Source organism: Bdellovibrio bacteriovorus HD100 (assembly GCF_000196175.1).
Lineage (GTDB): Bacteria > Bdellovibrionota > Bdellovibrionia > Bdellovibrionales > Bdellovibrionaceae > Bdellovibrio > Bdellovibrio bacteriovorus.
In genome coordinates this window covers 452,160-465,413 of sequence record NC_005363.1, presented here as the reverse complement: position 1 = coordinate 465,413, position 13,254 = coordinate 452,160, and the positions used below count along the sequence as shown (strand labels likewise).

The 13,254-nt window shown below is 50.5% G+C and carries 14 protein-coding genes; 2 read left to right on the top strand and 12 right to left on the bottom strand.

Annotated features, from left to right (window positions below):
- Positions 1 to 4: 4 nt before the first annotated feature.
- On the bottom strand, positions 5 to 1,849 hold the full coding sequence (locus BD_RS02285; protein WP_011163079.1) for a hypothetical protein: 1,845 nt from the start codon (positions 1,847 to 1,849) through the stop codon (positions 5 to 7).
- Positions 1,850 to 2,066: 217 nt separating this feature from the next.
- Here BD_RS02285 and BD_RS02280 point away from each other — a divergent pair, with 217 nt between their 5' ends.
- Complete coding sequence (locus BD_RS02280; RefSeq protein WP_011163078.1) at positions 2,067 to 2,456, top strand: hypothetical protein; 390 nt, start codon at positions 2,067 to 2,069, stop codon at positions 2,454 to 2,456.
- A 59-nt stretch (positions 2,457 to 2,515) separates the two neighbouring features.
- Here BD_RS02280 and BD_RS02275 read toward each other — a convergent pair whose 3' ends face one another.
- The 7 genes from BD_RS02275 to BD_RS02245 form a co-directional block, all read right to left on the bottom strand.
- Positions 2,516 to 2,740: a hypothetical protein gene (locus BD_RS02275; protein ID WP_226987911.1), complete on the bottom strand. Its 225-nt coding sequence runs from the start codon at positions 2,738 to 2,740 to the stop codon at positions 2,516 to 2,518.
- Between the two features lie 35 nt (positions 2,741 to 2,775).
- On the bottom strand, positions 2,776 to 4,107 hold the full coding sequence (locus BD_RS02270) for a DUF3373 family protein (protein WP_011163076.1): 1,332 nt from the start codon (positions 4,105 to 4,107) through the stop codon (positions 2,776 to 2,778).
- 210 nt (positions 4,108 to 4,317) lie between these two features.
- Complete coding sequence (gene rpsI, locus BD_RS02265; RefSeq protein ID WP_011163075.1) at positions 4,318 to 4,716, bottom strand: 30S ribosomal protein S9; 399 nt, start codon at positions 4,714 to 4,716, stop codon at positions 4,318 to 4,320.
- A 13-nt stretch (positions 4,717 to 4,729) separates the two neighbouring features.
- On the bottom strand, positions 4,730 to 5,170 hold the full coding sequence (rplM, locus tag BD_RS02260; RefSeq protein WP_011163074.1) for a 50S ribosomal protein L13: 441 nt from the start codon (positions 5,168 to 5,170) through the stop codon (positions 4,730 to 4,732).
- Between the two features lie 111 nt (positions 5,171 to 5,281).
- Positions 5,282 to 6,070: a tRNA pseudouridine(38-40) synthase TruA gene (gene truA, locus BD_RS02255; RefSeq protein ID WP_011163073.1), complete on the bottom strand. Its 789-nt coding sequence runs from the start codon at positions 6,068 to 6,070 to the stop codon at positions 5,282 to 5,284.
- A gap of 58 nt (positions 6,071 to 6,128) precedes the next feature.
- A complete protein-coding gene (locus BD_RS02250) occupies positions 6,129 to 7,208 on the bottom strand; it encodes a hypothetical protein (protein WP_011163072.1) in 1,080 nt (359 codons plus the stop codon).
- A gap of 166 nt (positions 7,209 to 7,374) precedes the next feature.
- Entirely contained in the window at positions 7,375 to 8,139 is a 765-nt protein-coding gene (locus BD_RS02245; protein ID WP_011163071.1) for a substrate-binding periplasmic protein, read from the bottom strand.
- A gap of 232 nt (positions 8,140 to 8,371) precedes the next feature.
- On the opposite strand from BD_RS02245, the gene BD_RS02240 reads away from it, so the two are divergent.
- Positions 8,372 to 8,626 (top strand): hypothetical protein, encoded by a 255-nt coding sequence (locus tag BD_RS02240; RefSeq protein WP_011163070.1) that lies wholly within the window; start codon positions 8,372 to 8,374, stop codon positions 8,624 to 8,626.
- Between the two features lie 165 nt (positions 8,627 to 8,791).
- Here BD_RS02240 and BD_RS02235 read toward each other — a convergent pair whose 3' ends face one another.
- The 4 genes from BD_RS02235 to pssA form a co-directional block, all read right to left on the bottom strand.
- Complete coding sequence (locus BD_RS02235; RefSeq protein WP_011163069.1) at positions 8,792 to 9,862, bottom strand: porin family protein; 1,071 nt, start codon at positions 9,860 to 9,862, stop codon at positions 8,792 to 8,794.
- Positions 9,859 to 11,232, bottom strand: coding sequence for a CFI-box-CTERM domain-containing protein (locus BD_RS02230; protein WP_231839257.1), 1,374 nt, complete (start codon positions 11,230 to 11,232; stop codon positions 9,859 to 9,861). Before BD_RS02230 ends, BD_RS02235 begins: the two co-directional genes overlap by 4 nt.
- A 101-nt stretch (positions 11,233 to 11,333) precedes the next feature.
- The gene (locus BD_RS02225) at positions 11,334 to 12,341 is read right to left on the bottom strand and encodes an aspartate-semialdehyde dehydrogenase (RefSeq protein WP_038450821.1); all 1,008 of its coding nucleotides are present in this window, start codon (positions 12,339 to 12,341) and stop codon (positions 11,334 to 11,336) included.
- Positions 12,325 to 13,182, bottom strand: coding sequence for a CDP-diacylglycerol--serine O-phosphatidyltransferase (gene pssA, locus BD_RS02220; RefSeq protein WP_011163066.1), 858 nt, complete (start codon positions 13,180 to 13,182; stop codon positions 12,325 to 12,327). The genes BD_RS02225 and pssA overlap by 17 nt, the downstream gene beginning before the upstream one ends.
- Positions 13,183 to 13,254 lie beyond the last annotated feature (72 nt).

Sequence of the window (13,254 nt, the reverse complement as noted above, 5' to 3'; positions counted from 1 at the left end):
TGGGTTAGAAGTTCACACCCAACCCGACAGTGCCATAGAAGGTGGTCAGTTTCGCACCCGAGCCGTCAGAGTTCTTTTCATAATAATAGTTCTTCAAGCCAAACCCGGCTTCACCAAAGAAACGCGGAGTCCACAACACCTTGCCGTGGAAGTTCAGCACATAGTCATCACCCAAGGTGATATCGCTGTCAGTGGAAGAGAAATACTTGATGAATTCCATGTCCACCCATTTTGGATAGTTCATGAATGGAATTTTAGAGAACCAATAGTCAATCGCCCGCGGCATGGAGCGCGCCCAGAACAGACCCGCACCGATCTTCGGAACATTGCTGTCCCCCAAAGTCATCGCCTCATAAGCCACAATCAGCCCCACGGTTTCATCTTTTTCCCACAGGCCCGGGGTAAAACGATAACGCAAATCCGCATCCATCACCGCCAGCTTCACATCTTCTGAATTCCCGCCTGCGGTGGAGGCTGGAAGATTCGTCAGGGACGTGAAGTACTTGGCACTCACACCCCAGCGCTGTTTCGACAACCAATAGTTCTGCCAGCCAAACAGATCGTTAAACCACCAGGAAACGTGGCCTTCCCCCAGAATCACATAGTCAGATTCACTGGTCACAACTCCGGTCAGGCGCAAACTGGCCTCACCAGCACCGGCACGATAGATTTCCAGATAAGATTTGTGCGTGGACTTTTCACCCGGCACATCCAGTGTCACCGTGTTCATCGCAAACTTCTGAGGAGTTTCAAAGTTCCAGACCGTCACGTTGTCTTCCATATCACGTACCGGCATCTGATCCTTGGAAAGATAAGTGCCCTTCAGTGCACGCGTGGAAATAAATCGGCGGTCCTTCTGACGAGGTGGTTCGGTGATCTCCAGATTATAGACAAACACCCCACCGGATTTTCCCGGCAATGTCAGGCGGGCGTTTTTCTGAGGCACATCCGCTTTCCACATGTCGGCGCGGGCCCCGATCGTGCTTTCAAAGCCCAGTATTTTAGTCACAGCACCATAGTCTTCGCCGGCAATACTTTCGGATTCCAGCTTCAATGGCTTCGGCAGATCCCCGGTCAGGGTCACATCACCGGATTTCTTTTCAGATTCGATCATGTCACGAATCACAGGCGCCACTGGCTCAGAAACGAATTCATAGGTCGCATCAGAATCCAGCGTCGCCAGGAACTGAACCGGAGTTCCCACCGCCACTTCCTCGGCCCCCTGCAGTTTCTTTTCTTCATTCTGGAAAATCACACGAGGGCTGGCTTCTGATTTGGTCACACCGATTTGGACGCTGCCTTCTTTGATCTCAACCCCGTACCACTGGGAACAGATGCTCGAATAACCCCTGCCGGCTTCCGCACGAAGACAGAAACGGAATCGTTCGCCGTCCTTCCACTGCGGGCCTTTGCTTTCCTGGATCCCGGAGTAAGACCAGCTGCCAGTTCCCTTCACGGGCTGCTTCCACAACTCTTTCCCCTGCTGATTGATCACAGACACGTCTCCGCCAGGAACCAGTTCATGATTCCAGGTCAGATTCAGTGTGTTGTTTTCTACTTTGGCAGACAGCGACTGGTTGTCGAAAACCAGACCGCCCATTTCAAGCTGCTTGCCCTTGGATTTTTTCAAATCGTATTCGACCACGGGATTCTTGATTTTAAGCTCTTGATCCATCACAGAAAAAAACAGAGGTCTTGAAAACTCTGTTTCTTTTTTCTCGGCTTTTTCAGGAGTCTCCGCAGAAGCCGCGACTGGAGCCGCCGCCGGAGGGGTGGGCTGTGCTGCCTCTTGTGCAATAGCAGTTTGGAAAAATAAGATGACGACCAAAGATGAAATCAAGCTGTTCACAGATGTTCCTTATGCAAAATTTCGTTAACACTAAGAATAATCTAATAAACATGAATAAGTCCTTTAAATCAGAGCACTTAAGACTTAGTGCTAGGGCTAGGTTTGCGTCCAATGTGGAACGTTGCGTGCGCGTATAGGTAAATAGTGCGATGCATTTGCATTGCATGGTCCAGCACACTGAAATAGCCTCCCCCCGTTCACCTTATAGGAGGTTTTAATGAAAAAGCTTGTTATGGCTGCGATGATTCTTATGGGTTCTTCCGCAATGGCAGACACAAGAATCATGACTTGTGTTGTTCCTTCCGAAACTAACGCTGTTACTTTGGCAGTTGATTTGGCTGATGATCAGTCCGCTGACTTCGTGATGGTTAACCTGAATGAGCGCTCTAAATCTGCTGTGTTCTTCTCTCAGATGGACAAAGGCACTATCGCTCAACAACTTCAGAACGGTTTCCTGAACCTGTTGGCTTTGACTGAAAAGTCCTCTCAAGTTGACGGTGTTATCACTAACACTGGCTTCCTGGGCCTGAGCCTTGAATCTGATGGCACTTTCGGCGGCTTCCTGGCTGCTAACGGTAACATCTACCCATTGTCTTGCACGAAGTAATCTGTTGTTAACAGAGCTTTCAAGATGAAACGAAAAACGCCTCGAAAGAGGCGTTTTTTTTATCGTCCGATGACAGCACCCGAATTGGGCTTCAGGCACTTGACCTGACAGCTGTCGTATACAGTCACTTTCGTTCCCGGCACACAGGTCAGATACAAAGGACGAATCAAAGACAGCGCCTCTTCATAGCTGATCTTTTTCCTGCATTTTTTTTCTATGACTTCCTGAATGGACTCGACCTTGCCGGCATAAGCCGACGTCGGCCCCAGAACCATGAATGTCATCACGACTATCGAAAAGAAAAACCCAACCCCACTCATCAGAAATCCGTTCTTAGGCTGAGGTAATAGGTTTTCAGAATACGATCCGTGCTCTGCACCGGACCGAATCCCAATGGCAAAGAGCTGTAGTTTTGCTGGCGATAGCCTGCTCTGATCGTAACCAGACTTAACCACTTTTTAGTGAGGTACAAATGCCCGCTGTGACCCGGAGTTGAATAAAAACGCGTCAGGTTCTCGGGTGCTGCCGAAAAATAAAAGGGCGCATCAGACGAGGACAGCCATTCCGCACCCGCCGCCCAGCTGCTCCAGCGATAGCGAGTGGACAACAAAGTCAGACTGCCATAGTTACTGCCATGCTCCTGATCCGTTCCAAATCCCAATCCCGGCGCCAACAAACCGTCACTGATCGCATTCGTATAAGAATGACTTATTGAAACATCCCATCCGGTCTGGGCAATCCCAATCACATCCAGCAAACCGGTGACACCATCCACCTGAACATTCAAATCCGAAGTGCCGGCACCTGATGAAAATGGCAGACGTCCACTTTTATAGTACTGAAGAATAAACCCGGCCTGCTCCGCCCCCTGGGGGTTCTGAATCGAATAGTCCAGCTGCACAGAACCCATATTGATCAAGGTGTCCGTTTCATTTCCGACAGGAGTGCTTCCGTTGGTGTCATCCTGTGGCGGTTTGAGGTACTTAAGATTCCCCCCCCAGAAGACGTCCACAAACGGCGTATACAACAACCGCACCGCCAACTCATGATCCTGCGGCAGCAGCCTGTCCGCCCGGTAGGTCAGCGCCGCCCCACCCAAAGGAGCATCAAAAGTCAAAAGTGGATACGTGCCCTGCCTTGGCAGCAGATCCCACATGTGCTCAGGACTGCCGTTCACAGTCGGCAAGCGTCCCACCGACAATGTCCATACCGATTCGGGACAGGACAAATCGACGTAAGCTTTTTCCAGAAAAATCCAGGAACCGGAATTGGAGTAAATACCTTCAATGTCCTGAATATAAGAGGGTGATCCACCTTGGGTGCGCCAGTTATTCACGAACTTGGTTGTGGTCAGGCGAGTATACACACGAACCTGGGGACTGATCTCGGCATCTGCATTCAATGAAAACCGCAGGCGCAGATACTGCAAATCAGAATGGTCCAAGCTGTCGGGATAACTTTCAGAGACCGAAATATGATCGTAGGTGTTGATCAAAAATCCAGAAAAACTCAAATAGCGCAGATGTTGATTGGCTTCCAATTCAGCCAAGCGCTCTTCAACACTTTTGGGAGTAACAACGTAGGCGGGCCCTTGTTCAGCCTGCGCCAAAACCCCCATGAAAAACAACACGCCAAAGACAGCACTTTTCATGCAGCCCCTCCCCCGCCTAGAGGACTAGCATCCACATGACAGCGTTGCAATGGGAGTAAAATTACAATTAGAAAGGGAATATAAACAAAAATTGATGTTTAGAACGAATGCTGGATGAACCCGGTATCAGATTTTGGATAAAAAAAAGGGAGCTCGAAAGCTCCCTTTTTTCTTCCATTCGCAATTCTCGAAAGAATGCGTCCGAGCAAATTAACGCTTGGAGTATTGGAATCTACGGCGCGCACCCGCTTTACCGTATTTTTTACGCTCAACCATACGAGGATCACGTGTAACGAAGCCAGCTTTCTTCAAGATCCCTTTGAATTCAGGATTGAAAGCGATCAATGCACGAGTGATACCCAAACGGATCGCACCAGCTTGTCCAGACTCACCACCACCTGCAACAGTGATTTTAGCGTCGAACTTACCGATTTGGTTCAAAAGATCAAGAGGCTGTACGATCACCATGCGGGATTGCATACGAGTCAAATAATCTTCAGATTTTTTACCGTTGATTGTGATAGTGCCTTTACCAGGCTTCAAGAAAACACGCGCTGCGCTTGTTTTTCTTCTTCCAGTTGCATAATAGAATTTATCAGCTGCTGCCATTTTCTATCTCCGATTATTTCTTAGATGGAAGGGTGAAAAGAGCCGGTTTTTGAGCAGCATGAGGATGCTCAGCACCAGTGTAAGCCTTCATTTTCATGATAACGTGACGGGATAGCTTGTTTGTTGGAAGCATACCGCGAACAGCTTCGTGAATGATGAAAGTAGAATCTTTCTCTTTCGCTTGAGCTGCTGTCATCTCTTTCAAAGAACCGAAGAAGCGAGTGTGAGAGTAGTACTTCTTGTCCTGCCACTTAGTTCCAGAAAGTTCCATCTTGTCCGTATTGATAACAACAACGAAGTCGCCAGTATCAACGTTAGGAGTGTAGATAGCTTTGTTTTTACCACGAAGGATAGTCGCTACATGAGTTGCTACACGACCAACTTTTTGGCCAGCAGCATCGACGATCCACCATTTTCTTTCAACTTCTTCTGCTTTTGCATTGAAAGTCTTCATTTAGAGTCTCCAGTTTCATTTTGAACAGCCGGTTTTACCGTCCGTCTGCTCGGCAAAAATATGTTTGAGTTTAACAACGGGCTCTTACACTATTTTGCGGGAAGGGATGTTTTAAAGTTCTAGGCACCTATTGTCAAGGTCCTGAGGATAATAAACCTTCATCAAATACAGGCCCTGTGCGGGGGCCGGCGGTCCGGCTTTCATGCGGTCCTGAGCCGCAATGATCTCCTGCATTTTAGATGGATCCAGGCCCTTGCGCTCCAAAAACAATGAGGTCCCCACAATATTTCGAACCATCTGCTTTAAAAAGCCGCTGCCGGTGATCGTGAACTGCATCACACCCGGTTTGCGCCACTCCCAGTCTGCTTTATAGATCTCACGAACCGTATCAGGAACCGGGGTTCCGACCGATTGAAAGCTCTTAAAGTCTTGATTTCCCAAGAGATATTTTGAACTTTCCTGCAAATGTTCGATATCGATGGGCAGACGCACCCAGTCCGCATAGCGGTTTAAATGGGCGCTGGGACGGGGCTTGTTCACTATAAGATACCGATAGGTCTTATGAGTCGCCGACAAGGTCGCATGGAAATCATCCGGAGCAATCCAGGCTTTTTTGGCCACAATACTTGGGGGCAGGTGGGAATTCAAAGCCCAGCACAGGTCCCATTTCTTGTTCGGATCAATCTTGCGATGCGTAGAAAAGTGGCAGACCTGGTTCAGGGCATGAACCCCGGCGTCTGTGCGCCCGGAAGCAAACAGGGTGATTTTTTCATTGAAGACCTTGGACAGGGCCTCTTCGATCACCTGAGCGACCGAAATCTGGTCCTCGGGTTTTTGTTTCTGCCAGCCGCAGAATCCTGTTCCGTCATAAGCAACGGTAAAGCGCACTTTAGTAGTCATGCGCGGCAACCTACCAGTTTCCCCGAAGGGCCGCAAGATGGAGGGAACTTTTAACAGCCTAGAACAAAGCTCCCTGGCAGGTGACGACCTTGCCGCCGAAGTGCGCATAGTTTCTCAAGGCCGAGATGATATTGTCTTTGAATCCTCGCAGAGCCGGAATCGACGCCCTTAAACCCTCCAGACGGAAAAGATAGTATCGGGTCGCATGATCCTGATACACGAGGAAAATACCAATCCCCGGAGGCATCGACATCCCCGTGGAAGCCGCCCAGCCAAACTGATTCGGCCCCTGGCGGAAGACACCTGTCGCGCCACCGTACATGGTGGTGTTTTTCTGACTGGCGAAAGTGCCATCACGTTTTTCAAACACAAGCCCATACGTGCCGGCCGCAGAAACCTCTGCCACACCGGTCAGGGTTTTCTTCAGGCGTTCGACATCCATGAAAATCTCAAAGACCATTTTTGATTTGCCGTCGGATCCCACCTGGCGTGAAACCCCCGCCCCCAGTCCCAGCATGTAAAAGAAACCACCGGATTCAGGGATGAAACGACCAATGCTTCTGCCACGAAGAGCTTCCATCACCTTCTGCGGCAGCGCCAGGCCCGCCCCAATGGAAACCATCATCGTCCCGCCCTTCACATTGCTGCGGGAAACGACATGGGAACTTTCATAAAAGCGGTTGTTCAGTTCGTTCAAAGCCTTGTTGATCTTGCCTGGTTTCACGCGGAAGAAAGAAAGCACACGGGCGAACTTTCCAAGGAAGGCTGATTTTTTGGCCAGGAACTTGGCGATCTCGGCATCAGAAAGCTCCAGCACTTTTTCCAGTTCGGCCTCCGTGCGCGGACCTTCAAACTCAAAAAGCTTGTCGTTGGGAATATCAGCCGTCATCGCAGCACGGGCTCTTTCAACAAAGGCCTTGCGATTAAAGTCTTTCTCGCCTTCCACCACTTCAGACAAATCCAGTTTTATCACCGCTTCGTCAGGCATGTCGGTGCGCGGGGCTTTTGCGGCTTCGGCTTGGCTGGGGGCGGATTCAAAAAGCAGGAGATTGGCATCGTCTTCGGCATAGGCCTGGGCCCCGGTCAAAGAAACGGCTGCGAGCAAAAGCAGGCTTTTGAAAAGGATACGAATGGCCATGGGAACTCCTGTTTCCCAAAAAGGAGCAACGAGCATACCAGCCGGCAAACAAGAGAAAGGCCCTAAAAAAGCTATTATCTCTGCTAAATTGCTTATAAGGCACAAAAGGACGCGGAACCCCAGTCAGCCCTGTGACAGGAAACCCAAAAAGAGGCACCTTCAGCGCTTATCGGAAGTTGTCCAAAGGGATGTCTTTTCCCAGCCAGCGCTGCATGATGCGGGCGTAGTCATTCGAGGCTTTCAGCTTTCTCAAACCCCGATCCAGCTTTTCTTTGAGCTCGCGGCTTTGCGGATGCGAGCGGGAAAGGTGAACATAGATGGGCTCATTGGTCAGCTCCAGAACCGTGGCCACTTTGCCGCGGAACTGGGGGTTTCTTTCCAGATAATAGTACAGAACCATTTCGTCGATGGCAGCGTAGTTTATCCGCCCGGTCACCACCAGCTTTAACGAGGTCATGTCATTGGCCGTGAATTGTTTCAGAATCTTTTTGTTATCGTCAAAGTCCTTCCCAAAGGGAAAGCCACTGGGATGAGCCACAGTTTCGCCTTCCAACTCGCGGAGTGACCTTATGGGTTTGGTCTTTTTTACATGGCGGTTGGTAACGATCAGCCCCCGGCTGCGGAAAAGGTGCTCTTCAGGGAAGACGTACTTTTCAATCAGCTCCTGATTTTTTGCAGAGTTAAAACAGCCCGGCTCTTTCCCGATGGCCGTCAAAGCCAGGCAGCGCAGATAAGGCACCTGCAAAAGCTCCACCTCCGAGGACTCAATCTCAAGAGCCGCTCGCACCAGATCCACGGAGACTCCCTGCAGGCGTCCGTTTTCCACATAGGAAAAAGGCGGCCAGTTGTCCTCGGCAAGAACACGATAGCTTTTGGCCTGCGCACACACGCAAACCAGCAGGATTGGCAGAATCCAATACAGACGGGTCAAAACAGCTCCTAGATTTATAGAGAGTAAATACAAAAGAGTTTTGAAATCCCCTAATTACTTGTTGGAAATCAAAGAAAGACTGAGGCTTGAATGTTCCGCCAGCTTCCCGGACGAAATGCCCAAACTTGGTAATTACCATTTTTTCACAAGATTCACGGGGAATTGACCGCCACCGGCGAAAGGCGTATTTCCTGTCCCACTTTTTTAAATCTAAAAAATAAGGAGTTCATCCATGAAAACAGTTTTCGCAGTATTGATGCTTGTATCCGGTTCCGCTTTCGCTTCTGAAGTTAACTATTCCCGTCCACAAGACGAACTTTACATCGACTTCATCAGCTGGTGCGATTCCAACAACGTCATGGGCCAGGACAGCCAAGGCCAAACTTATGTAAAATTCAACTGCTCTGAGTACGGCCAAACTTGCCGCCAGACAGTCACTCATCGCCACAACAGAACTCTTTACTTTGCAGCTTGCTCTGACAAATAGTTCTGATTCTTCAAAATTGAAGACAAAAAAAAGGTGCTCTCCGAAGGAGGCACCTTTTTTATTTCACAAACCGAGAGCCAAGGCTGATCAAAAGGTTCCAGATGCACAAAATGCCTCTGGCATTTTGAGGCGAAGCCCACGCGGAGGTGGGCCCTTTTCACCAGCCTAGTAGTCGACCGTCACTCCGGCACCAACAATACCACCCGAGAAGTCGACGTCTTCGCTGAACGTCTGCAGTTGACGGTATTCCAAAGACAGCCACAGGTTATTGATGCCGTATTCTGAACTCAGCGTGAAAGCTGTATCGTCGCTCATCGCAGCGATATTGAACAGCAATCCACCGGCCCCATACACGCCCGGTGTTCCCACCAGTGACGGGGACTTCCCATCGTCACGAATTTCTGCAACACCGATATAGGTGCCACCGGCGGAAACATACGGCGCAATCCATTGCCGGTCACTCCACTCCAGACGATACACGCCCCCGACGTTGATCGGAATCGCCAGGAAGGAATATTCTTCCTTGGCTTCCTGATCCGGGAATTGCGGATCCGGAGTGATGAATCGCCCCTGCCCGGTAGCATACAGCAAGCCAAGACCTGCTTGAATGCCCAGACTGCCATAGCCATTGAAGGGCTTCCACTCATAATCAAACATGAACATCGCCTGGGAGGAACCCCCATACATGGAATCGTAGTTGGTCACGCCGTCGGCAGAATCAATCTTTGGAGGATCCATCATCCCGACCCGGAAGCTGCCGGACTCTTTCGAGGCGGACGGCGACTTTACACGATAAATGTAGGCGCCATCTTTGGTAATGGTCATCAGCCCCTTGGCCGCCTGCGGATGCTGGATGTATTCCACCCCACCGCTTTTGGAACGACGAACCACTTCGACCTGCGGGGTCTTGCGCACCGGCGCCACCTGCTGTGGGGGCTCTTCGGGAATCACCACCGGAGCGGCTTCCTCAACCACGGCCGGGGCTTCTTCCTCCAGCATAAGGTCTTCTTCGATATTGGATTCACTTGGAGTTTGTTCGTTCAAGTTCACTGTGCCGGACTCTTTGGTCGGAGCGGCACTTTGGATTTCATCCTCAATCTGCAGGTCTTCGCCTTCAAATTCGGTTTCTTCCTGAATGAACGGCGGTTCTTGTGGCGGGCCTTGTTCCTGCGCCTTGGCGGCCTGGAAAGACACAACAGCCAGCAGAACTACAAAATATTTGTGCCAGGCATTCACGCTTCACCCCGTGTTTTGCGACCGACGACAAAGCGACGGTACATCTCATAAGTGGACACGCCTGTCAGAACGGCCAACAGCAGTGTCACCCACAGACCAAAAGTGACGCTCATGCGGGCGAAAAACAGCAGCGGCCACAAAATCGTGCGGACTGCGGATTTCGCGAATTCATTTTTAGCGATCAAGTTTGCATAGAACGGACTGTGCTTGTAATAAAGCTTCACAATCCTGGTACCAACACTATTACTCAAAAGGTATTTGTTGCGGAAATCACGGAAGCTTTGAACCTCCGGGGCCATGTCACTGCCAAAGGCTGCGGTGGCGATAAAGCAGCTCTTGTCATCCAAAAGGCCGACAACCTTGGAAGGGGTTGCACACAGACTGATGGCATCGACACCACCCGAGGTCCCTGGCAGTGGTGAGTAATAAGAGACAATTCCGGTCTTGTCCTGATTGGCCATGACCATGCAATAACGGACGTCATTTTCCAGACCGTCAATGCGGTTGTCTCTTTCAGGATCCACCAACTGGATATAACTGGAGGCATTTGAAATGCGCGCAATGGTGGTGTTGTCGTCCTCGCCATCCAGTTGCTTTTCATAGAAAAACACGGGACCAGCGTATTCAATGCCCGGTGCCGTGCTGGCAGGGTAATCATCCGCTCGCGCCAGCTGATCGGCATAGATCTTTTCATCCCCGCGATAGGCACTGAAATAACAATAGCCCGAGCCCGCAGGAATTGTGATGTCATCGGTCGGACAGTTGGTATAGACCCAGTCGGAACCGTCGGTTTTTGCCACACGCCCCATCACCTTGAATGTCATCAAATCGTTGGTGGTCGTGGAATCGGTGGTGGTTTTAAAACCCACAGACAGCTCACCGCTGAAATCCGCGGTACAACCACTGCTTTGCCCCAGCTTCTGGCACAGCTCACCCCAAGTGACCTGCACATTCAAAATACCATCAGCCAATGTCGGATTGATCGAAGGGGTCAGCGTGTCTTCGCCCACTTTAATGATGGCATCGGCCAAAACCGCCGACGTGTTGCTGGATTGAACACGGATGGTGATACGAAGATTGTTATAGGCGTTTTTCTTATTGCACGGCCAAAGCTTTGAACTGGAAACCGTTTCACCACTGCAGCTGTCACAGGTGGCGGCAGAGTTTGCATCTGCGGTGCAAGTCCCGGCAAAACCCGCATACAGCGTGGTCTTGGTTTCCGTCGTCGCCAGATCAATGCGAGAAGCTCCGTCCACAGAAACAAGTGTGATCGTGGCCAGAGCCGGAGCAGAAAGCAGCATTCCCCCCACTAAGGTGGAAAGTGCATAAGTTCTAAGATGATGCTGAAATCCCGTCCATGGAAGTCTCATCCTTTCATCGAACCATGCTAAGGTCCGGAAGTCAAAAAATGCCCCCCGCCCCGACCAAGGTCGAAATAAAAAGGGCCGTCCTGAGACAGCCCTTTCCACACTTAGTTAAAGAAGATCTTTTCCGCGATCTGGATGCCGTTCAGGGCAGCCCCTTTGCGGATGTTGTCTGAAACAACCCACATCAGCCACATCTTTGGATTTTCCGGGTCACGGTGAACACGGCCCACATAGACCGGGTCCTTGCCAGAAACATCGCGGGCCAAAGGATAAACGCTTTTCTTGGGTTCATCCTGAACTACGATGCCTTCTTGCCCGGACAAAGCCGCCATGACTTCGTCACGACTGACGGACTTGTTTAAAGTCACCCATACCGATTCGCTGTGAGCGTTCAAAGCCGGGATACGCACGGTGAATGCGGACACCTTAAGATCTTTTTGACCCAAAATCTTGCGGGTCTCTTTCATGATCTTCACTTCTTCGCTGCAGTAACCTTCATCGTTGAAAGAACCAATCTGAGGAATGCAGTTGAACAAAATGGTGTGCGGGAAAGTTTTTGGGTCTGTTGGTTTTGGATGATTCGTGGTCTGTTCGATCAATTCGTCATGACCGCCCTGACCGGCTCCACTCACCGCCTGGTAGGTGCTGACACGCACTTCTTCCAGGCCGAATTTTTCAAGCAGAGGTTTCAACGCCACCACCAACTGAATGGTGGAACAATTTGGATTGGCGATGATCTGAGGTTTGGAATCCTTGTTCACCAGGTCCCCGTTCACTTCAGGAACGATCAACACGGTGTTGGGATCCATACGGAAGGCTGCCGAGTTGTCTACGGCAAAAGCCCCTGCCGCCACGGCCTTTGGGGCCCATTCAGCCGAGATGTCGTCTCCGGACGAGAAGAAAACCAGATCCAGCCCGTCAAAGCAGCCGTCCTTCAATACCTGACAAGGCCATTGCTGACCTTGCAGTTCAATTTTCTTACCCAGAGAGTTTTCAGAAGCAAAGGGGCGCAGTTCTTCAATTGGGAAACTGCGCTCTGACAGGATGTTCATGAAGGTTTGGCCGACCATTCCGGTCGCGCCCACCACACCGACTTTAAGTTTTCTTTTCATCTTTCTTCGCCTCTTCTTCCTCGTCTTCGAGGACCAGATCGCTTTCATGCACAGATGCAGGAGCGTACACGCTTGGCTTGATCTTACGGATGTTTTTTCCAAGTTTGAAGACACCGAAAACAGCGCCCAAAACTGCGTAAGCCATGAAGAGAACAAACAGCATCACTTCCGGACGAAGTGCCACGACAACCAGAACACCGACACCCAGAATCAGGTAACGGAACGGCAGACGCTCTTTCAGATCCAGATCTTTAAAGCTGCGGAAGCGGAAGTTGGAAACCATCACCAACGCCAGCAAAATAGTCATCACCAGCAAACCGTAGTTGCCCAGCGGTTCCAATTCCAGATCCTGGAAGGCCAGAACAGAAGAAGCCACGATACCTGCCGCCATTGGAATCGGCAGACCCTGGAAGTAGTTCTTTTCAACCACGTTCGCCTGAACGTTGAAACGCGCCAAACGAAGCGCACCACACGCTACGAACAGGAAGGTCGCAACCCAGCCCAGACGACCGAATGGCTGCAAGGCCCACAGGAACAGCATCGTAGCCGGAGCCATACCGAAGCTGACCAAGTCACACAAAGAATCGTATTCAGCACCGAACTTACTCGTTGAGCGGGTCAAACGCGCCAGACGGCCATCCAACTGGTCAAAGACAGCAGCAACCACGATCGCGTATGCAGCAAAAAGATAATTACCTTTGATGGATTGGATGACAGCAAAGAAACCGCAGAACAGATTCCCCGTGGTCATCAAATTTGGAAGGATATAAATGTACATCGCCAAGCGCTGAGCTTTGGCATCGTCAGATTCGATTTTATCAAGATGAGTATCAGTAGCCATTTTTCGTCCACCTAAGCTAGAAAATGTATGCGGTTGGAGTGGCGGAAAAGACCCGTCTCCAACCTCAACGAC